This is a genomic window from Neorhizobium sp. USDA 3394 (assembly GCF_056280385.1).
Genome location: NZ_JBWCDU010000002.1, coordinates 342716 through 362350, shown reverse-complemented (window position 1 = coordinate 362350; position 19635 = coordinate 342716). Strand labels below are relative to the sequence as shown.

Below are 19635 nucleotides of genomic sequence, written 5' to 3'. Positions count from 1 at the left end.
ATACTGGGACCTATGGTGGATGGCTTCCAACTCGTATTCTGTCGGATTGAGTACAAGCTATAGTTAAGGGTTGGGTGCGGAACGGGAGATACAAATGCATATTGCGGGTGGACTTTATCGCGAGCTTTGCGTCCATCCGCATTGGGATTGCCTTCTTGGTTCAGGGGGGCGAGCTGCCCGCGCGCTTTCCAAAATTTCGCCTGGCACCAATTTCAGCTGTTACTTCGAGCGGCCGCAGGATTTCGACGCTGTTCTTCATGCCTTAGGTGTTACCGGTTCGTGCGACATTCGTCTCGATCCTATTGTGTTTGCCTATTTTCATCCGCTGTCGCGTCCGCATCTGCAGCCCGCGCGATCGGAATTACGCAAAATGCCTCCCCTGAAAATCGAGGCAAAGGCGGCTCTCCGGTTCGGCTTTCTCGAGGGGGACGCTATCGTAAATGCAGAAAGAGCTGTCTACGATCCCCAAACCACCGGCGAATTCCATCCCTTTTTCAGCAACGGTTCGACTGCGAAACAACTGGCGCTCGTCTTGAACGAACAGGAGCTTTTGAGCGTTGCCAAGGTTGACAGTTTCGAGACCGCCGCAGCTGCGATCCTCGAAAGTCACAAGGCGAATTGCATCGTTGTCAAACGAGGCATCAAGGGTGTTGCCGTCTTCGAGGCGGATTCGGCTCCGCGTTTCGCTCCTGCGTTTCGGAGCGGGCATGTCTTCAAGATAGGTACGGGGGATGTCTTCAGCGCAGCCTTCGCCCATTATTGGGCGGAGGTTGGACAAGACTTTTTCGACGCGGCACTTTCAGCGTCGAGGCAGGTAGCCCGGTACTGCGACCATCCGCTTGTTCCCCTTCGGCCGCTTCCATCAATTGCACCTGACGTCCGAGACGAGCGACATCCGGTAAGTAAGCCTGGAACAGTCCTCCTGATGGGTGCGATCAATACGTTGGGGCAACGTTATTCCATTGAGGAAGCTAAATATAGCCTGACTGGCCTTGGCCTTACTGTGATCTGTCCAGCATTGGAAGATGTGGAACTTTCGACCATTCAAGTGTCGACTGTTCTCCTGTTGGCCGACGGAATTGACGCTGACATGCTTTCAGTTGCACAGCGACTGATTGATAGGGGTGCCAAATGCGTTGCTCTTGCGGAAATTCCGCAGTCCTGCAGCCAGCTTATCTTGCTGACCAAATATGAGACGACTGATGATTTTTCGACGGCGCTCTACATGGCTGGTTGGTCCAGTTGATTGAGTGCAACACCAATACATACAACCCCTATTGCGCAACAACCGCTTTGTTACTACACCGTAGGTGGGCCATTTGCGATCTGGAGGGGGCGTGGCTGATATCTATTTAATCTATGCCAGAGAAGATCGGGCGCAGGTAAAAAAGTTATTCGAATTTTTTTCAATGACCTGGAGCGTATGGTGGGATCAGATGATCCAGCAACGCTTTGCTATCGAGATCGAAAAGGAAATCAGCGGGGCAGGATGCGTGATGGTGTTCTGGTCGAAGTCCTCCCGTCTGAAGGATACAATCACTGATGAGGTTCGCCTGGCGCAAAAAGCGAGTAGGCCGATCATTTCCGTTACGCTGGATGGAAGCGAAGCGGCCTATGGTTTCGGCGGCTATTCCTGCAGCGATCTGTCGGCCTGGGACGATCGCGCTGATCATGGCGATCTCAGAATGCTTGCCAATAGGGTAAACACCATCGTCCCCGTTCGCACGAAACCAAGGCGGCCAGCTACGCTGCACGCGCGTCTGCCTCTCCCCACCCTCTTCCTCTCAACTTCTTCTTTTGAAACCCGCCTGAAGCCCAGCGAAGCGGTCAAGGCACTGAACCTCGCCCGTTATCCCTCGTTGCTTGTTTCAGCATGGGACTTGGTCGACCGGCGAAAGCCGAAGGCCCTCAAGGCAGCTTTGAAGGAGTACCGCGAAGACGGGGGCTTTGTTCTTGTCGATTCCGGCAATTACGAATCGTCGCGTCTGACGAACAAAAGATGGCGGCCTGTCGATCTGATCGAGGCACTGTCTGATACCTCTTACGACCGGATCTTCTGCTTTGATAATATGAAGCCGGACAGAAAACCTGCAAAGGCGACCGCGGCAATCCTCGCCGCTGTTGAACGGGACGGAAAAGCAACAAAAGCCCACGTTCTACCAATCGTGCATGCTGCGAAACTGCCAAAGGGCGGTCATGATATCGATATGCTGATCGAAACTGTCTTTGCCGTGGCTCGCGAGCTGCAGCCGGAAGTGATCGGCGTGGCCGAGCGCGAGCTCGGCGCAGGCTTGTTCCAACGCTGTCGCACGATGATGGCGATCCGAGCAAAGCTCGGCGAGCTTCCCTTTTATCAGCCAGTTCACCTCCTCGGGACTGGCAATCCCTGGAGTATCGCGGTCCTCGCCGCGTCTGGCGCAGATACTTTCGATGGGCTCGAATGGTGCCGGGTCGTCGCCGACATAGAAAACGACCGGCTCTATCACTTCCAGCACTATGATTTCTTCACTTATCAGACAGGCGTGGCCGATTCCGACGTTGCACGTTCGGCTCTTCTCGATGATAAGGTCGATTTCGCTGGAAAAGCCGCATTCCACAATATCGATTATTATACGAACTTCATGAGAGACCTTCGCGAGGCTGTTACAAATGAGCGCCTAGAGGCTTTCGTCGCTGAACGGATCGGCAAAGCGCCGATACAACAGTTGAAGCGAGAGGTGGAGGAACTGTTCAAATGAAGGGCTTTTCAGCTGTAAGCATCACAAAGGCCGTATGCGCCATTTGTCCGGATATTGAGCAGCGCATTGCAAACGGTGCTGCTACGCGGTGTGAAAGAAGTCTATGGTGGGAGCTTTCCGCATGTGTGCTCAGTAGCCAAGTTGCCTATCCGCTGGCATCCGACGCCGCGTCAGCGGTCGATTTAAGTGGCTACCTCTTTGAGCCGGACTGCTTGCCGGATCTCTCCGACCGGCTGAACGCGATATTACAACAGCCATTGAACGGGACCGGCCGAAGGTATCGCTTTCCTTGCGCGCGAGCTAAGCAGCTCGCGATCATAAAGGAACGAGTCACTGATCAGTTTGGCACGCTTACCGCCCTCTTGAGTGAACTGGAGAACCCAGTCGCCGCACGTAATTGGCTGGTTGATTTCGCGCCGGGACTTGGTCCAAAACAGGCGAGCATGTTCCTCCGCAACAGCGGTTTCAGCTATGATCTAGCGATCCTAGATAGGCATGTCTTGAAATACATGGAGCTGACTGGCCTGCGGTCAGAAAATTCCAAACCGACCGCAACAATGAAAGGATACCGGCTCGACGAGGACAGCATGCGTGGCCATGCGCGCGAGCTCGGCTTTGCCGTCGGTATCCTGGATTGGGCGATCTGGATTGTCATGCGGGTCGCTGGGGCAGAACAAGGGGCAAGAGCATGAGCATCGTTACGCTGGTATCTGGGGGGCTCGATTCGACTCTCGTCGCGAAACTTGCCCAAGAAGAAGGCCTTTCGATCTATCCGCTCTTCGTGGACTATGGCCAACGCTCAAGAGACCGCGAGCTTGCAGCCTGCAAAAGCATCATGAGGCGCCTTGGTCTTCCCGAGCCCAAAATAGTCGATCTGTCAGGCTATGGCGCATTGATCCGTTCGGGCCTGACTGACCGGAGCCTGCACATCGTAGATGATGCGTTTACGCCAGGTCGGAATATGTTGTTCTTGTTGACGGCTGCAGCTTATGCCTTCCAGAAAAATGCAGACGCGGTATCGATTGGACTGCTTCACGAGGAAACAAGCCTCTTCCCCGACCAGACCGCTGCATTTTTGCGGGATGCCGAACAGATGATCGGCCGTTGTCTTGGCCGCTCTATTAAGGTCCTCGCTCCCCTTTCGCAATTTCATAAAATCGATGTCGTCGAGCTCGCGCGCCAGAAAGGGATCGTGGGTACCTATTCCTGTCACGAAGGTGGCGAAGAGGCATGTGGAGAATGCATCGCCTGCAACGAATTTAAGTTCGAGAGGGCATAGAGATGGGCGGTGGTGGGAATGGAAACTGGAATAGGCTAGGGGACGTGCGCTCGCTCGAAGAGAAGGCGAAAGCGGCACTGGCCGGCGGAAAGCGCAATGTCTTCATCAGCTTTGCGACGGAGGATATGGCCGAGGTCAACTTGTTGCGTGGCCAAGCCAAAAATGAGAACAGCGACATCGAGTTCAACGACCATTCTGTTCGCGAACCCTACGACAGCGAGAGAGCGGATTATATCAAGAGCAAGATCACTGAACGGATCAATCGCTGCTCAGTGACTGTCGTATATTTCTCCGAAAGTACCGCGCAAAGCCGCTGGGTCCAATGGGAAGTCGAAAGAAGTCTGGCGCTCGGGAAAAAAGTCGTAGCCACCCATTCAGGTGCCAGCCCTGCAAGCGCGCTCCCCAAATGGCTGTCCCGGCCGGAGATAAAGATCGTCCCGTGGAGCAAGCTCTCTGGCGAGCTGAAATGAACGTCGGTAGGCGGAGTGCAAATCAGATCCGGGGGCTTAGCACATGATGACCTATCCGACGTTGTTCGAAAGTGCCGACGCAGCTTCCAACAGGAGCCAGTGGTGGTTTCTGGCACTCGTGCGGCTTGAATACGGTTTGCTGCTCATCACCGCTTTTTTCTCGCTTGGGTGGAGCGACACGCGAGAGTATTACGCGGCTTATGCAATCGTTTTCGCGCTATCGATGATCGTCATGGCCTATCGCTCGACGAGAAAACCGGAGCGCACTTGGTACCAGGCCCGCGCTCTTTCGGAATCGGTGAAAACATTGAGTTGGCGCTTCGCCATGCGTGCGGAACCATTTGACGATACCAAGTCGAGCGATGCGCGTCGCGATTTTCGCAGGTTGTTGGGCACAGTTTTGAAGGCAAACCAGTCGATCAGCGATGCATTGAGCGGTCTGAAGGCTGACGGTGAGCAATTGCCAAGCGCCATGCAGGATATGCGAGAAAAAAAGCTAGAGGAGCGTCGAGCCTACTATCTGCGTTATCGCATTGCCGATCAAAGAGCTTGGTATCAAAAGAAAGCCCAGTCTAACGGCGCTGCGGCTAAACGGTGGCTAGTTATTTCTTGCCTTGCATACGGAATTGGTCTCTTTTTCATATTGACGCGCGTCATCGACCCGTCTGCCGCGGGCTGGCCAACCGAGCCTCTGGTGGTATTCGCGTCAGCCGCGATCGGATGGACGCAGATTAAAAAGTTCAACGAATTGGCTGCCGCCTACACGCTGACCGCACAGGAAATCGGTCTTACGCAGAGCCTTATCGAGGATGCAAAGACAGCAGGCGAGTTCTCCGCCGCCGTTAACGAAGCCGAACTCGCTTTTTCACGCGAGCATACGCAATGGGCAGCCCGTCAGCAGCAGGGAAACTGATATGACCTCTCATACGGATCCTTCATATGTGATTTTCGATGGTGATACCGACGGCTGGGCATACCAATTCATGCGCGGATGGAAGGCCAACGAACGCGTAGACTTCAATTTCTTTGACGCTCACTCCCTCGATACCATGACCAGCAGGGCTCAGAGCGAAGATTATGTGAAACGGAATTTAGAAGAGCGCATGCGCCAGTCGTCTGCCGCTGTTGTGCTTATTGGCGAGAAAACAAGGAATCTGTACCGGTTTGTTCGATGGGAACTGGAGCTAGCTCTCGATCTCAAGCTTCCGATCATCGCCACAAACCTCAACGACAGCCGTCAGTAGGACGCTAATTGCCCGCCCATCATTCGCGACCAGTGTGTCGTTCATGTGCCCTTCAAGATGAGGGCGATCCGTTTCGCTCTCGACAATTGGCCGGACGAATACCGGCCTATGAGTGCGGTCGACTGAGGCGGTGGTGCCCGTCACTACGGTTCGCATATCTACGCCAACCTGGGGCTCTGAGCACGATTTCCAGTGTCGCGGCCAATTTTGCGGGGCTAATTCTGTGGCACAATCATAGCATCCCCCACGCCCTACCTCCCCTCATCTCGCGCGAGCCGCGCTCACTGACGACATGTAACCGGCGGGAGTATCGCATCTTAACGGTGCGCCGCCCTACATGGTTTCTCGATCGGCAGTTAGGGCAGCCACAGGCATCGGGGTAAAGCCTGCCCCATCCCATTCTCCACCCATCAGCCATTCGAGCGCGGCCAGCCGCCCTGACAATTCGCCTCGCTCCCACTCGTCGAGTTCACGTTTTTCGTCTTCGTCCAGTTTGGCTTCGAGATCCTCAAGTTGTCTACGTTGTCGCTCGAGGATCGACCGTCTGATGATGCCTGGAGGCGTTGGCTTACGACGACTGTCCGGATCGTCTTCTACAATCACAATGCGCCCAGCTTCGATCAGTTTTTCGCGGTCTTTGATGTCGTGATAGCGGCTGATGTCCTCAAGTTTATCGATCATCTCCATGATCTCAGTCTTCTTGCGGGGCTCATCGAACTCGTCAGGCATGAACTGGTGAATTATATCCATGCCAAACAGGCTAATCACCGACATTACATCGAGAGCAAAGCTTGCGCGGTTTTCGGGAAAGTACTCCGCGAGGTCAGGATGGGGCACGCGCCTGTCGCCGTTGACTTGGCTGAAGTCGCTATGGTTAGACGTGATGAAAATGTAGGTATTTTCGATATCGGGGTCGGCAGCAATCGCCTCGCGGAAACCTTCGAGAATGAGCGCATCGGCTGTGCTGTTGGTGCCCCTGTGGAAGGGTGCGAGTTTAGCCTCCGCCCGCCGACTGACGCGCAGCCGGGCCGCGTCGCTCGTGGGCGTGATCGGGAACTCTTCGAAAAGCCTCTCAACTTCATGGATTTCCCGCTCGGCTGCCTCGCTCTCTCGATTCATCTGTTCAGCCAAATCTTCGAGATGACGCGAAAGTTCCGTCGATTGGTTGGATCGCATAAACTTCCGCGCCAAGCGACTTGCCTCGCCTACGTGACTGGCCATTCCGGTAGAAATCGCCTTGAGCGTCCTCACCTTGTTTCTATCAAATTCCTCAACGACGATACGCGGCACAATAAGGCCGATCTTTCCTCGGCGCACTAGATGCACAAAAGCCTTAAGCCGTGGTCGAACGCGATAGTCCCCAAGCAGATCGAGCCACACACATGTGTCTACGAGGACCTTCAGCATAATGTTTGCCTCCTGTTTCCGGATGAGGAGTCGTGGATGTCAAGCGTTCCATTGCCTGCGCCCTTGTCACCCCGAGACGGCCTCATCAGATAAACGCGCTTCATAGCACACCCCACGCCCGAAACCTCCCCCTCCCGGTCATCTCACGCAAGCCCAGCTCCAAAACAATCCGCCGCGCCGCCTGCGGCGTGACGTCCAGCGTCTTCGCCACCATCCCGGCCGACACCAGCGGCCTTGCCATCACCAGCTCGACCAGTTCCGGCAATTTCGAGGAGGTTCGCCGTCCTTCAAGTTTTCGGTCCATCATCGTCTTCGCCAGCGTCAGCCGGTCATGCTCTTTCATGCCGATCTCGGCGGCCGCCAAAAATCCGTGGGCGATGGCGAGCAGCCGGGTCTCCCGATCGCGATGCCGTCGGCGATCGACGGGAATGGTTTTGAGGCCGAGATTGATGGCGGGCAGATGGGCGCTGGTGGTGATGCTGGCTTCCCGAAGGATCGAAGCGGCAAACAGCCGGCCGAGCCATGGGGCGTGCTGAAGGACGGAGAGTTCGTTCCAGGCATTGAGGGCAACGATGGCCTGCAGCATCGCTGGCAGGTCTTGCACCTGCCGCAGCACGCCGCGCCATTCCTCGAGCCGCGCGTCCTCGTCCCAATCGAGATCATAGATCAGCGGATCGGCCGGAGCCCGGCCGGGATTTTTGGCTCGTTCGATCGCGGCGTCAGAGCGCGCGAGCAGCGCATCGATGGCGGCATAGTCGACGCCGGGTAGATTCTCCGCGTCATCACCATCGTCCCCGTCCTCTTCCGGATCGAAGGCGACCGCGGGCCGAACGACGTTGGCCGGCTCCACCGCCTCAGCGCTGACCGGATTGATGTCCGACGTCTGTCGCAAAGTTCGGATACCTTCTGCTGATAATGCCCAGCCGGGAAGATGGGCGGCAATGCGCCGGCGGGTGCGCAGCACGTCGCGCGCGATTGTCAGCTCATGAGTGGGTGTGCGAATATCTCTGGTATCGTCGTGGAGGACGAGGTCTTCGAGATGGACCAATTCGCCGTCGATCCACAGCGAGGCGCAGGCATCGGTGAATTGGGATCGCTCGAGGAAGCCCCCGCCGACCGGCGAGCGGGCAATCCGCTCGTCCAGCCGGGTCAGTGCGAGTCCGGCGTCGAAAGCCGGCCGCATCAGGGCTGTCGTGCTGATTTTCGCGAGATCGTAAGCCATTGAAATCATGGTAAATGATTTGCTAACGGAACTCTATCTCAAAGTTAGTATTCCTCACATGGTATGATTGAGGGTTGGGGGTCTAACCATCGATAAGTAACCCTTATCGATGGTAGATTGATTTGGGGGCGCAAAGCACCGAGAATCGCGCCACTGAAACGCACCGTTTAGATCACCCTCTCGGAGCCTACAATCGTGGCTTTGTCGCCATACGCGGCCGTGCGCATTCGAAATAGGCAAGGAGACCGTCCCTGATCTCCTGCGTCAGATCCTCACGTCGGGACTTTCCGGCGAATAGGATTTGATCTTCTGCCCAGTCGATCTAGTCAAAGGTGAGATTAGCGACTTCGCCAGCTCTGAGACCCAGACGAGCCAGAAGCAAAGTGACGGCCAAGTCACGCATCCGTCCCTCGCCGTCACAAGCACCAAGAAGACGACCGATTTCGGCTTCGGCCAGGAAGCGCGGCGTGCTCGCCAGCGCCCAGGTGGCGAAGCTGGGTACTGCTGCTCGCGACCGACCGGGCGTTGTTCGATCGCCAGTCCGGACCGATCCACTTTTCAAGATCGGGGGTTGCGAACCTAGTCTGTCGGCCGCGCAACAACCGTTCGCCCTGCTTTGGCACGCAGAAACGCCTGAGTTTGGAAGGCGTCCTCGATCAGGTTGACGTCGATGCTGTTTCACGTCCGCTCTGGCAGGGCAAGCCCTCAGGCGCAACGCCTACCCGACGACAGCCCCTGTGCTCAGGAGGCTGTCAAGGCCTTGAGCCGGTCTGATGCCGCCGAAAACCCCTTTAACGGCACCGTAAACGGGACGGTTGGGCCGTCTGCGCTCACCGCCTGAATTTTCAGGCTCGTTCCAGTACGCAGACTGGCCAGCATCACGGCATCGATAACCAACGGCACCAGGCAACCGCCCGGCAGACAAGTCTTGAACCGTATCGGCTCCCCCGCCGGCTTGTCGTCGATGGTGATGGTAACACCGTTGTCGAACATCAGACCGAACGGCAGAACCAGGGAACCGGCCAATTTGCCATCGGTGCTCTGTTGCAGTTCGATTGCGATGACTCGTTGTCCGTTTTGCTGGACTTGCTGTTGCAAGACGGCGCAAAATCTGGCGTTTTCCATGATCCGGCAAGTCACCTGCCAATCCTGGTAGGTTTCCTGTAGCGAGGACGCGCCACCGGGCAGGCTCTGCCCATTGCTCACACGACCTTGTGTTTGCGCCGAAGCGGTGGATGCGATCGCAGCGATCGCAAGGGCCATGCAGACGATGAGCGGTCGTCTTGATGTTACTGCTGTTGCGGGCTGAGGCATCTTAGAACCTGACGTCGAGAGTTGCCTTGAGACCGAGGTCGTAGGCGTGGTTTGCGATCTGGCCCTGGTAGGAAAGGCCGAGGGTGGCATTGGGGGAAAGGTCGAGCCCGAGGCCTGCTTCGAGCACGAGCGCGTCCTTTGCGATTGGGGCGCCTGCGACCCTGAAGGAAGCGGAGCCGGCGAAGGATTGACTAAAGGTCGGGATCGTTTCCCCAAACACATGCCGCCAGCCAATCGTCCCAGTAAGCCGCGCTTGCATCCCGTCGAAGTCGAACGCTTTCTCGCCCCGCAGCCCGAGCGTGGAGAAGGTCATGTCGGTGGTGTTGTCGCGGCCGGTCAGCGCCGCCGCTGCCCCGCTCTCGGTAAAGGCGCCGCTCCGGATGCTGACATGGGAGAAATTGATGAACGGCTCGAGGCGGACATGCGCTGTATCGAGGCTGTAGCCCACCTCACCGAACGCCTGCAGGGTCGCGGCACGGTATGCGGCGGACACGCGGTCAGAGAAGCCGGTGAAACCGACGGAGCGCGAAGTATGGATGTCGTTCCAGCTATAGGCGACACCGGTCCGCAACGACAGTGAATCCCATCGCGTGCCGCTATAAAGGCCGAGATGGTAGCTGTCGATGCTTGCCGACGAGGCCCGGCTGTCTGCCCGGACCGATCCATGGCTGTAGCCGCCGAGGATACCGAGCCGCCAAGTGTCGAATATGCCCGCGTCGGCGCCGAGAAGGAAGCCGCCGGTCGAGCGCTCGAGCAAGGCCGCATTGCTATCGCCACGGGTCTTGCCCCAAGCGCCATAGGCGTTCGACCACAGGGCGAGGCCGCTATCGGACGCGGCGGATGCAGGCGCCGCACCATGTGCCCCGTATGCGACAGTGGGCGCAATCGACGCCCCGACATCGCCAAAGGCGGCGCGAATGCGATCTGTGGCGGCGTTTCGAACGAAGCGGCTTTCCTCGATCAGTCCGGCGATTGCGGAGGCATGGATTTCGCCGGACAACTGGTCGAACGCCGTCCTGGCGGTCGGTGTGTCCAGTTGGACAACCTTGTCATAGAGCGGGTTGCCGAAGCCGAGGGTATCAAGCGCCTCGGCTGTTGCGCGCTGGTTGCGTGTCGTGCCTGCCTCGACAAAGCCAATGCCGTTGCGCTTCAACGACAGGGTGACGGCGTTCTGGGTATACCCCAGTGCCGGGTCGAGAAACGCAAAATTCGAGGTCACCCCGTCAAAGGCACCGGTCACCCCGCCGCTCGCGGTCAGTATCGTGTAGGTGGAGGTCAGGGTGTAGGCTCCCGTCATGCCGACATGAGCGACGGTCCCGCCATTCAGTGTTGCGCTACCCGTCACCTTGACAAGGTCGCTGAGGGCCGTCCCTGGCACGACTTCGACCTCATATCGCGCGCCGTGGTCCAGCACGAGATTGCCGTCAATTGTCAGCGTCCCGCGCGAATTGCCAGGTGCCAGCGTACCATCGAAGGCCACGGTGACCGTCGAGCCGGTCCCTGAGCCGATCGCGCCGGTGCCCTGCAAGCGTCCGCCGGACCCGATCACCGCAGATCCACCAAGTTTGTCGTTTACGGCGAGTGTCGTTCCCCTCACCTGCGTCATGCCACGATAGCCGGAACTGTCGCCCGTGAGTTCGATCTTGCCCCCACCCGTATATGAGATTGTCCCAAGGCCGGACAGTCTCCCGGCATAGACACCGGCATAGCTTTGGTCGAAGGTGAAGGTCGCGCCCGACGCGAGCGCGAGATTGCCGGTGAAGCGGTTGGTCGCCGAGGTCAGACTACCTCTGTTCACTGTCCAGTCGAGCGACGATGTTCCACCCAGCACCAGCGCACCGGCACCCTCCTTGACCATCGTCCCGTTCGTTCCGCGCAGGCCGGTAATGTCTCCGGCAAAGGTCGCGTCAACCGCCTGGTCGAATACTATCGTGCCCGCAGTGCCGACATTCCCCCGGATCGCGGCAACCGAAGCGACAAGCATACCGGAGCGCACCAGTGTGTCCCCTGTGTAGCTGTTGGCCCCGGTGAGGATGAGAGTGCCGAGGTCGTCCTTGACAAGAGACGATGTGCCCGTGAGCGCGGAGGCGATCGTGGCGGTCATCGCTGCACCCGCCTGTGTGCCGTCGCCGACGCGAATGATGGTCTGTCCGCCGGCGCCCTCCAGAGCGATGGTGTCTCCCGCTATCCGGTAGCCGCTGGTCGCGAACTGCATGCCCGTGACGCCGATCGCACCGGCGGAACCGTTCACCGTCACGGTGCCGCCGGCCCCCTGGAACACCGCGAAGGTAGGATTGGGTCTGAAGGAACCGTTGAACGTACCGGTGTGGTCGGTCCAACTGTCCCCACCGAGGCGCCATGTACCCGAGCCGCCGTCGATGCGGCCGTTGACGTGGAGGTTCGCATCGTCGCCATCCCAGAAACCGAGTGCGACACCTGCGTGGGAAACTAGGTTAACCTGCCCGGCGACGGCGGTCTGCACCAACAAATCACTCGCGGCGACGCCCTGCGGCGTTGTACCGATCGTCATGCCGTTGTCGGTGAACGCCCCGTAGTAGTCGATCAGGCGGTAGACGCCGGCGCCAAAGCCGCCCGCATCCGCGACGTTCAGCGTGCCGCCCAGCGTCAGGTTGCCTCCGACCGAGAACAACGCGTTCGAGGATGGTGCGCTGAGTGACACGGTAAGGGCAGAGCCCGATGTGAGCGCGAGGTTGCCTGCAACGGTGAGGATCCGATCCGAGCTGCCGAGCAGAGTTCCGCCGATGCCGACATCGACCGAGCCGGCGATAGTTCCGTTGCCTGCGAGTTTGCCGGAACCGGTGACATTAATGGCGGTGGACCTGTTCATCGTGTCGCCGAAGATGCCACCGACGGTAAGCGTGCCTCCCGACAGGTTCAGTGTTCCGGTGAAGTCGCTGCCGGCGCTGTTGGAACCGGTAAGGATCGTCGTGCCCGCCAGATGGTTGACCGTGCCCGAGTTGGTGATGACCGGCGCGAAAGCATAGTCTGACCCGTCCGGGTTGCCGGTGTGGTTGAAGACGAGGCGTGTGTCGGCGCCACCGAGGTCGACGGAACCCGTTGCCAGGATACCGGCGGCGGCCGCAGCATTTCCCGTCTCCGCGCCGATATTGATGACCGAGGCCGGGTTCGCGGCCGGGTTCCCGAATTTGGAGCCAAGAGCGATCCTGCCGCCGGGACCTGTACCAACCGTTCCGCCATCCGTCACCGTCAGCGTCGCATTGCCGAAGCCGGTTTCTATTCCGGTATCGCTAACCCATATCGATCCGGTACCGGTGACGGAAACGACGCCGACGGAACCTGCATCGTCCGATATAAGACCATGTCCGCTCTGAACGACGCCACCATTCGTGATCGTCAGCACACCCTGACCGGTACCGGCCCCGATCCGCAACGCACCATCCAGGCTCCAGCTGGATCCGGGCCCCTCGACACTCACCGTGCCTGACCCGTCAAAGCCGCCGATCTGACCGACGCCTTGTGTGATGACTTTGCCCCCGTCGGCGACGGATAGTGCGCCCTCGCCCGCGTCCCCAACGAACAAGTACCCCCCGTTCGTCCAGGTCGAGCCCAGGCCGGAAACAGTCACAGTGCCTTTCGATCCTGCAAATCCGGCAATCCGGCCGTAACCATCGACCGAGGCGCCATCGAGAACCGACAATGTGCCTTCGCCATGCGCGCCGATGATTATCTCGAAAGCCGTCCAGCTCGATCCGGCTCCCGTTACGGTCACGGTTCCCTGCGCATCCCGATTGCGACCGATATAGACATCCGACGAGTTGATCCGGCTCCCGCCGCCGACCGCCAGGCTGGCATTCCCAACATAGCCGACGGTTACATCGCGCAGGACGCTAAAGGATCGACCTGAATTCCAGGAGAGCGCCGGGCCGTCGTCGATGTTGAGGCTGCCTGCGATAGTTCCGCTGCCTGCGAGTTTGCCGGAACCGGTGACATTAATGGCGGTGGACCTGTTCGTCGTGTCGCCGAAGATGCCACCGACGGTAAGCGTGCCTCCCGACAGGTTCAGTGTTCCGGTGAAGTCGCTGCCGGCGCTGTTGGAACCGGTAAGGATCGTCGTGCCCGCCAGATGGTTGACCGTGCCCGAGTTGGTGATGACCGGCGCGAAAGCATAGTCTGACCCGTCCGGGTTGCCGGTGTGGTTGAAGACGAGGCGTGTGTCGGCGCCACCGAGGTCGACGGAACCCGTTGCCAGGATACCGGCGGCGGCCGCAGCATTTCCCGTCTCCGCGCCGATATTGATGACCGAGGCCGGGTTCGCGGCCGGGTTCCCGAATTTGGAGCCAAGAGCGATCCTGCCGCCGGGACCTGTACCAACCGTTCCGCCATCCGTCACCGTCAGCGTCGCATTGCCGAAGCCGGTTTCTATTCCGGTATCGCTAACCCATATCGATCCGGTACCGGTGACGGAAACGACGCCGACGGAACCTGCATCGTCCGATATAAGACCATGTCCGCTCTGAACGACGCCACCATTCGTGATCGTCAGCACACCCTGACCGGTACCGGCCCCGATCCGCAACGCACCATCCAGGCTCCAGCTGGATCCGGGCCCCTCGACACTCACCGTGCCTGACCCGTCAAAGCCGCCGATCTGACCGACGCCTTGTGTGATGACTTTGCCCCCGTCGGCGACGGATAGTGCGCCCTCGCCCGCGTCCCCAACGAACAAGTACCCCCCGTTCGTCCAGGTCGAGCCCAGGCCGGAAACAGTCACAGTGCCTTTCGATCCTGCAAATCCGGCAATCCGGCCGTAACCATCGACCGAGGCGCCATCGAGAACCGACAATGTGCCTTCGCCATGCGCGCCGATGATTATCTCGAAAGCCGTCCAGCTCGATCCGGCTCCCGTTACGGTCACCATCCCGCGGGATCCGGCCATGTCGCCCATCGTGCTGCCGGCGCTGCTGACGATGCCACCACTTTCGATTGTCAGAGAACCGATACTGGTAGCTCCGACAATGAGATTCGCGTTGATAATCCAGGGTGAAGGATAATCGCTAGGTGCCCGGCCGGAAACCACTTTTGTCTCGCCGTCGATCGACTGGTTTTGCGCCCACGCCGGCTGCCAATGCAGAAAAAGCGCAAACAGGGAGACCCCGGCAAGCCAAGCTCTGCCCAACACCGTACGTCGTCTTGGCGGTTGGTCTGGCACGAGAAGGCGATCGCCAACCACGGGCGCCACCGACCACCCAGGCATGATCGTCCCTGTGTCTCCGCTCATGCTGGAATTTGCCCCTTTGTGCGGCGACCTTGTCGATCGGGGTAACTCCACGCCCTCGACAAACCCTCGTGAGAGCAGATTTATTGTCGGCAGCCTGCGCGTTGGCTAATCCAAACTTTGCACCATTCGCATTTTCTAGGTGGTGCAGTTACGATTTTAAGAAAAACTCGACCTGAAGAGCGATCATGGAAACCAGTCCTCAAATCAAGAGAGCTATTGAAGAATATTGTTTGACGATGGCATCGGGCACCTCACTGGGGTGGCCGGTCAGAAAATTGCTGAACGAATTCAAAAGATATTATGCGTCTTACATGCTGATCCGTAACTATTATACTTGGAGCAATGGACGCGGCGAAATTCCCACTCTGTCGCGGCTGAAACTGGTTTCGGGTCTCAGTCCACGACAGACGGTCAGTCTCGTCAATGTACTGAGAACCGCGGCTCTGGTCGATGCGGAGGTGGTTCAGGGTAATCGGCGTCAGCTGATCTTGCGACCGAGCCGCTTTCTCCTGGAGGAGGTCGGCAGATCGTGCGTCGCCTTCCTGAAAGCGCGTGATCTCGTCGTCGGAACGAAGTACGCGCCCCGCATTCAGGAATCCCCTGATCTGCTGGGGCAGCTGATCTGCAATTCGGGTGACCGGGTGCTTGAAAGTGGGACGGTGATCGCACCGTTCCCGACGATTCAGGCCATGGCGGAGTTCGATTGCGGTTATCTCATCCTCGTCGCAGTCATGGCAAATCATTATCTCCAACAATCCGGCGGAGCCTTGATACCGACATCCTACGACTCCTTGGCGTGGCGCTTCCAGGTTTCTCGTTCTCACGTCGGCAACGTCATAAACTATCTTCAAAGCAACGGCATGCTGTACGCCGATCGCCTTCCAAGCTTGGCCCTTGTCGATGAGTTTGAAAATTGGTGTGACGCGGAAATGAGACATTATGCCATTATAGCTGCCAAAATACTTCTGTAATATGAGGCTGATCCTCCACAGCTCCCGCTGTTCTGAGCTCCAAAAAACCGGGATCGTTGTTGGTTGGAGTTTTCTGGGTGTTGGTTTCCGCATCAAATTGAACAGGCTTGCCGTTCGGAGTGACTACGGCCTCCGAATTGAACATCTAATTCAAATACTACTGGAAGCACGCTGGTTCAGGCCCAATTGGAATACGGCTCTGCTCGAAGCGGGAATCAACACGCCTGAGGTTCGCGACGGCGCAAACGTGCGACACTCACGACAGCGTTTCGCCCGCTATGGGGTGAAGCAAGGCACCCGACGACGAACTGAACCGATATGGGCTGAACTTGCAGTCGAGCTCAAGGAGCCTGGCGTCACGCTTCTGATCCTCTGGGAGGTGTAAATCATGAGAGCGGTTATGCCAGTGTAATTGGGCTAAACCGCACCGCTCGTCGCCAAGTTAAAACGTCCGATAATCTTGCACTATTGGACATCTTTGAGTGGACATCGATTTAGTTTCCCCGTCGAACAAACCAACCCTTCTCGGATCAAAAGGGCGCTTCTCATCGCGGCGGATTGAGAATATCCCTATAGCTAGCCAGGCTAGCTAGCTTGGAGGGAAAAAGATGGAATGGCAGCTACAGGACGCTAAGAACCAGCTTTCGAAATTGGTTCAGAAGACCCGCCATGAAGGGCCGCAGGAAATCACCGTCCGCGGCGAACAAACCGCCGTCGTTCTGTCCGCCCGCGATTATGATGCATTGCGCGCCGGGCGGCCGACGTTTGTTGACGCTTTACTTGACGGGCCGGTCTGGGACGATGAACTCATAGAGGCAGTCGAAACGCGCAGCCAAACCCCCAGCCGAGACGCGGCTTTCTGATGTATCTCGTTGACACCAACATTGTTTCCGAAGCACGGCGCGGCACACCAGAGGCCGTATCATGGTTGCATTCAGTCAGTCCCCTGAGCGTTCATCTGAGCGCCCTGACTTTGGGAGAAATTATGCGCGGCATTGCACTGAAGCAGAAATCAGATCCGCGGTCGGCAGCCCATCTGACGGAATGGTTACGTAAGCTGCGCCATGATCACACCGACCGCATCTACCGGTCACCGACGGAATTTCCGTCGAATTGGGCGATCGCCGCGATCCGCCCGCGTGGTGATATAGATGGGTTAATCGCTGCTACCGCGATCTTCCACGAACTTATCCTTGTCACCCGCAACGTCAAGGATTTCGAAGACACGAACGCTACGGTGATCAACTCATGGGAGATGTAGGTAGCTTGAACGACGCCACACCTACCCACCAGACCTCCGGCCTCGTGTTATCATCCAACAGCGTCCTGCTCTCCCCTGCGCCGCAATCGACGGACGCCCTTCCGGCACATCTACAAGATCTCGCCGATCGCTCGCGCGGTTACGTGGAGGCGGCCAGTTCCGCCAACACAAGAAAGGCACACGCTTCCGACTGGAAGCACTTTTCTGCCTGGTGCCGGCGTTCCAATCTTACCCCCTCCCCCCGCATCCCCAGACAATCGGCCTCAATGTGACCGCCTGCGCGTCGCGGTTGGATCGAGATCCTGGACAAGGGCATGCTTATTACCCTGCGCGGTAAACGGGAAGGCAAGAGGTAAAGGTCAGCGGATGCGACCTGCCCGGTCGCCGCAATCGAGACCGGGGTCAAGTTCGCGAAGCAAGCCGGACCTGATCGCCGCACAAATTCTACAGGCTGCCTCCCCCCCGTCTGCCCGATTTTTTTACAGGGGCGGCAAGCGTCGTTTGACGGACACTCCCTTGATAACGGCGGTGCTGGTGACGGCGTGTTCCGAGAGCACTTCGAGGACGTCGTCCATCTGCTCGATCGTATGGACTACGAGACGAGCAAGGAAAGGATCGTCGCCAGTGATCTTGTCGCATTCAACAAATTCCGGGCGCTCCTGAATGAGCCGTTCGACCAGGTGGAGTTTGCCGGGGAGCGGCCTGATCCTCACCATAGCCCTGATCTGGTAGCCGATGGCGCGCGTGTCCACATCGACGGTGAAGCCTCTGATGACGCCGCCGGCTTCAAGCCGGCGAACACGCTCCGACACGCTGGGTGCGGACATGCCGACAAGGCGGGCAAGCTCGCTCATCGACAAGCGCGCATCGGAATCGAGTGCACCAAGAATCTGGGCGTCCGTCGCGTCCAACGTTGATTTCGCAACTTGAAGGTTATTAGGGGCTTTTGCCTTCGACATAGCAGGAAAACTACAGGAATTGCTCTTGCTACTCCATATAAATCGGATGGATCGCGTTGCATGATGACTCCAACAGGAGAACATCATGCTGATCGGCATCATCGCTGGCCTCACCACCTGCGCCCTTTGGGGCCTCACCTTTGTCGCCCCGCGCGCCGTCACGCCGTTCACGGCCTGGGATTTGACGATTGCCCGCTATTGGATCTTCGGCCTGGCCTGCCTGGTGCTCATGGCTGATCGACGGTTCCGGCCCATCGGCATTGCTCGCTCGAGACTTCTGATCGGCCTGCTACTCGGCGGCGCAGGATATGTCGGGTATTTCATCTGCGTGGCCTTTGCCGTCCAGCTCGCCGGCGCTGCCATGCCGCCTGTCATCATCGGCACCATGCCTGTGTTCCTGGCGATCATCGCCAACATCGGGGACTGCTCAGCGCCATGGAAGGCTCTCGTGCTGCCCTTGGCACTGGTCGCGATCGGCGTGGCGATCGTGAACGCCGCGACGGTCAGCGCGGCCGACGTTGCGGATACAGAGTCAATTTTGCTCGGCGTCCTCGCCAGCTCAGCTGCACTGGCGATCTGGATTGCTTATGGTCTGGCGAATGCGGCTGTCATGCGGTCAGCGACCGCGCCGAACGGTCTGCAATGGACAGGACTGCAAGGAATCGGCGCGGCAATCGGAGGCCTTCTCCTGTTGCCTTTGGCCACGTTCGACCTCGCGGATATTGCTTCCGTTCCGGAAGCCACCCGCTTTGTCGCATGGGCGCTGGTGATGGGACTGGCCGGCTCTTGGTTCGCGACCTGGTGTTGGGTCGTCGCCTCCCGCCGCTTGCCGCTGGCGCTCGCGGCTCAGCTCATCGTTGCCGAAACTGTGTTTGGCCTGGTCTATGGATTCATCTTCGAGGGCCGGCCTCCATCTCCCGCCGAGGCGATCGGAGCGACCATGCAGGTCGCCGGCGTCTGCTCCGCCATCGCAGTTTTCAGCAAGGCGCGTGCGCCATCCAGTTTGTCGCAAAAGTCAGCCGCGAAAGTTTGACTTCTGCGACACTCGCTCGCGACTGGCGAGATGTGCAACGACCTTCCAAATTCTCTTGACTGGGGGCTCCGCCTCAGAGCGGGCATATAACAGGCGCCGGCGCCTCGTACCAGGAGGTAAAGTCTTGGTTTCTCTTTCACCATCGGCAAGATTAGCCGCGAACTGAACCGGCAGGCAACCGGCGACTACCAGCCCTCGCCGCGCTCGATCGCTGCGATGAATTCATCGAAAGAACGGCCGAGAACGCGCACTTCATCGAGCCAGTTTCCGGCAAAGTCGAAGGGAATGGAAATATAGTCGCCCTTGAGGAAGCCATAGGCGGTCGGGCCGCCGTTCGAACCGATCAGTAGCTCGTCCTCGCGGAATTCGAAGATCTGGTAGCCGTTAGCCCCGGAGGGTTCCACCGCACTCCCGGACCAGACAACCCTGGCCGAGCTCACCGTTGAAGCCGTTGGAGGCGGCAAGGAAGGCCTTGAT

17 protein-coding genes and 1 pseudogene are annotated in these 19635 nt (G+C 58.5%); 12 read left to right on the top strand and 6 right to left on the bottom strand.

The features are described 5' to 3' along the window. Nucleotides 1–94 precede the first annotated feature (94 nt). The 7 genes from ACZ9EJ_RS23225 (at nucleotide 95) to ACZ9EJ_RS23195 (ending at nucleotide 5731) form a co-directional block, all read left to right on the top strand. Entirely contained in the window at nucleotides 95–1246 is a 1152-nt protein-coding gene (locus ACZ9EJ_RS23225; protein WP_255743316.1) for a carbohydrate kinase family protein, read from the top strand. 91 nt (nucleotides 1247–1337) lie between these two features. Further along, entirely contained in the window at nucleotides 1338–2738 is a 1401-nt protein-coding gene (locus tag ACZ9EJ_RS23220) for a toll/interleukin-1 receptor domain-containing protein (protein WP_046642586.1), read from the top strand. Further along, complete coding sequence (locus ACZ9EJ_RS23215) at nucleotides 2735–3430, top strand: 8-oxoguanine DNA glycosylase (protein ID WP_046642587.1); 696 nt, start codon at nucleotides 2735–2737, stop codon at nucleotides 3428–3430. The genes ACZ9EJ_RS23220 and ACZ9EJ_RS23215 overlap by 4 nt, the downstream gene beginning before the upstream one ends. Continuing rightward, nucleotides 3427–4017, top strand: coding sequence for a 7-cyano-7-deazaguanine synthase (locus ACZ9EJ_RS23210; RefSeq protein WP_046642589.1), 591 nt, complete (start codon nucleotides 3427–3429; stop codon nucleotides 4015–4017). The genes ACZ9EJ_RS23215 and ACZ9EJ_RS23210 overlap by 4 nt, the downstream gene beginning before the upstream one ends. A gap of 44 nt (nucleotides 4018–4061) precedes the next feature. Then, nucleotides 4062–4487 carry a TIR domain-containing protein gene (locus tag ACZ9EJ_RS23205; protein ID WP_255743318.1) on the top strand — a complete coding sequence of 142 codons (426 nt, stop codon included), beginning with the start codon at nucleotides 4062–4064 and terminating at the stop codon, nucleotides 4485–4487. Between the two features lie 43 nt (nucleotides 4488–4530). Further along, on the top strand, nucleotides 4531–5400 hold the full coding sequence (locus ACZ9EJ_RS23200) for a DUF4231 domain-containing protein (RefSeq protein WP_046642592.1): 870 nt from the start codon (nucleotides 4531–4533) through the stop codon (nucleotides 5398–5400). A 1-nt stretch (nucleotide 5401) separates the two neighbouring features. Beyond that, nucleotides 5402–5731 (top strand): TIR domain-containing protein, encoded by a 330-nt coding sequence (locus tag ACZ9EJ_RS23195; protein ID WP_255743319.1) that lies wholly within the window; start codon nucleotides 5402–5404, stop codon nucleotides 5729–5731. Between the two features lie 333 nt (nucleotides 5732–6064). Here the strand turns inward: ACZ9EJ_RS23195 and ACZ9EJ_RS23190 are convergent, their stop codons facing one another. The 4 genes from ACZ9EJ_RS23190 to ACZ9EJ_RS23175 form a co-directional block, all read right to left on the bottom strand. Further along, the gene (locus tag ACZ9EJ_RS23190) at nucleotides 6065–7138 is read right to left on the bottom strand and encodes a PIN domain-containing protein (RefSeq protein ID WP_046642593.1); all 1074 of its coding nucleotides are present in this window, start codon (nucleotides 7136–7138) and stop codon (nucleotides 6065–6067) included. Nucleotides 7139–7238: 100 nt separating this feature from the next. Beyond that, nucleotides 7239–8369: an RHE_PE00001 family protein gene (locus tag ACZ9EJ_RS23185; protein WP_046642594.1), complete on the bottom strand. Its 1131-nt coding sequence runs from the start codon at nucleotides 8367–8369 to the stop codon at nucleotides 7239–7241. A gap of 732 nt (nucleotides 8370–9101) precedes the next feature. Further along, nucleotides 9102–9623 carry an invasion associated locus B family protein gene (locus ACZ9EJ_RS23180; protein ID WP_046635275.1) on the bottom strand — a complete coding sequence of 174 codons (522 nt, stop codon included), beginning with the start codon at nucleotides 9621–9623 and terminating at the stop codon, nucleotides 9102–9104. Between the two features lie 52 nt (nucleotides 9624–9675). Next, nucleotides 9676–14592 (bottom strand): autotransporter domain-containing protein, encoded by a 4917-nt coding sequence (locus ACZ9EJ_RS23175; protein ID WP_476099927.1) that lies wholly within the window; start codon nucleotides 14590–14592, stop codon nucleotides 9676–9678. A 527-nt stretch (nucleotides 14593–15119) separates the two neighbouring features. Between ACZ9EJ_RS23175 and ACZ9EJ_RS23170 the strand changes: the two genes are divergently transcribed. From ACZ9EJ_RS23170 to ACZ9EJ_RS23155, 4 genes and pseudogenes are all read left to right on the top strand, one after another. Beyond that, on the top strand, nucleotides 15120–15905 hold the full coding sequence (locus ACZ9EJ_RS23170; RefSeq protein WP_052754164.1) for a hypothetical protein: 786 nt from the start codon (nucleotides 15120–15122) through the stop codon (nucleotides 15903–15905). 608 nt (nucleotides 15906–16513) lie between these two features. Continuing rightward, nucleotides 16514–16768: a type II toxin-antitoxin system Phd/YefM family antitoxin gene (locus ACZ9EJ_RS23165; RefSeq protein WP_046640630.1), complete on the top strand. Its 255-nt coding sequence runs from the start codon at nucleotides 16514–16516 to the stop codon at nucleotides 16766–16768. Further along, nucleotides 16768–17166: a type II toxin-antitoxin system VapC family toxin gene (locus ACZ9EJ_RS23160; RefSeq protein ID WP_046640629.1), complete on the top strand. Its 399-nt coding sequence runs from the start codon at nucleotides 16768–16770 to the stop codon at nucleotides 17164–17166. Before ACZ9EJ_RS23165 ends, ACZ9EJ_RS23160 begins: the two co-directional genes overlap by 1 nt. After that, nucleotides 17154–17452, top strand: a pseudogene (locus tag ACZ9EJ_RS23155) (integrase); the annotation flags it as partial. The gene ACZ9EJ_RS23160 and the pseudogene ACZ9EJ_RS23155, both read left to right, overlap by 13 nt. A gap of 193 nt (nucleotides 17453–17645) precedes the next feature. On the opposite strand, the gene ACZ9EJ_RS23150 reads toward ACZ9EJ_RS23155, so the two are convergent. Further along, nucleotides 17646–18125 carry an Lrp/AsnC family transcriptional regulator gene (locus ACZ9EJ_RS23150; RefSeq protein WP_046640628.1) on the bottom strand — a complete coding sequence of 160 codons (480 nt, stop codon included), beginning with the start codon at nucleotides 18123–18125 and terminating at the stop codon, nucleotides 17646–17648. 85 nt (nucleotides 18126–18210) lie between these two features. On the opposite strand from ACZ9EJ_RS23150, the gene ACZ9EJ_RS23145 reads away from it, so the two are divergent. Continuing rightward, nucleotides 18211–19158, top strand: a complete 948-nt coding sequence (locus ACZ9EJ_RS23145; RefSeq protein ID WP_046640627.1) for a DMT family transporter — start codon at nucleotides 18211–18213, stop codon at nucleotides 19156–19158. A gap of 185 nt (nucleotides 19159–19343) precedes the next feature. Here the strand turns inward: ACZ9EJ_RS23145 and ACZ9EJ_RS23140 are convergent, their stop codons facing one another. Beyond that, a complete protein-coding gene (locus tag ACZ9EJ_RS23140) occupies nucleotides 19344–19562 on the bottom strand; it encodes a hypothetical protein (protein ID WP_255743322.1) in 219 nt (72 codons plus the stop codon). Nucleotides 19563–19635 lie beyond the last annotated feature (73 nt).

What these genes read in the sequence shown, in the direction of transcription:
- ACZ9EJ_RS23190 (WP_046642593.1), bottom strand. Translation starts at nt 7,138, where the DNA reads ATGCTGAAGGTCCTCGTAGACACATGTGTGTGGCTCGATCTGCTTGGG.
- ACZ9EJ_RS23160 (WP_046640629.1), top strand. Translation starts at nt 16,768, where the DNA reads ATGTATCTCGTTGACACCAACATTGTTTCCGAAGCACGGCGCGGCACA.
- ACZ9EJ_RS23175 (WP_476099927.1), bottom strand. Translation starts at nt 14,592, where the DNA reads ATGGCCGGATCCCGCGGGATGGTGACCGTAACGGGAGCCGGATCGAGC.
- ACZ9EJ_RS23165 (WP_046640630.1), top strand. Translation starts at nt 16,514, where the DNA reads ATGGAATGGCAGCTACAGGACGCTAAGAACCAGCTTTCGAAATTGGTT.
- ACZ9EJ_RS23225 (WP_255743316.1), top strand. Translation starts at nt 95, where the DNA reads ATGCATATTGCGGGTGGACTTTATCGCGAGCTTTGCGTCCATCCGCAT.
- ACZ9EJ_RS23215 (WP_046642587.1), top strand. Translation starts at nt 2,735, where the DNA reads ATGAAGGGCTTTTCAGCTGTAAGCATCACAAAGGCCGTATGCGCCATT.
- ACZ9EJ_RS23200 (WP_046642592.1), top strand. Translation starts at nt 4,531, where the DNA reads ATGATGACCTATCCGACGTTGTTCGAAAGTGCCGACGCAGCTTCCAAC.
- ACZ9EJ_RS23210 (WP_046642589.1), top strand. Translation starts at nt 3,427, where the DNA reads ATGAGCATCGTTACGCTGGTATCTGGGGGGCTCGATTCGACTCTCGTC.
- ACZ9EJ_RS23185 (WP_046642594.1), bottom strand. Translation starts at nt 8,369, where the DNA reads ATGATTTCAATGGCTTACGATCTCGCGAAAATCAGCACGACAGCCCTG.
- ACZ9EJ_RS23170 (WP_052754164.1), top strand. Translation starts at nt 15,120, where the DNA reads ATGGAAACCAGTCCTCAAATCAAGAGAGCTATTGAAGAATATTGTTTG.
- ACZ9EJ_RS23195 (WP_255743319.1), top strand. Translation starts at nt 5,402, where the DNA reads ATGACCTCTCATACGGATCCTTCATATGTGATTTTCGATGGTGATACC.
- ACZ9EJ_RS23150 (WP_046640628.1), bottom strand. Translation starts at nt 18,125, where the DNA reads ATGTCGAAGGCAAAAGCCCCTAATAACCTTCAAGTTGCGAAATCAACG.
- ACZ9EJ_RS23180 (WP_046635275.1), bottom strand. Translation starts at nt 9,623, where the DNA reads ATGGCCCTTGCGATCGCTGCGATCGCATCCACCGCTTCGGCGCAAACA.
- ACZ9EJ_RS23145 (WP_046640627.1), top strand. Translation starts at nt 18,211, where the DNA reads ATGCTGATCGGCATCATCGCTGGCCTCACCACCTGCGCCCTTTGGGGC.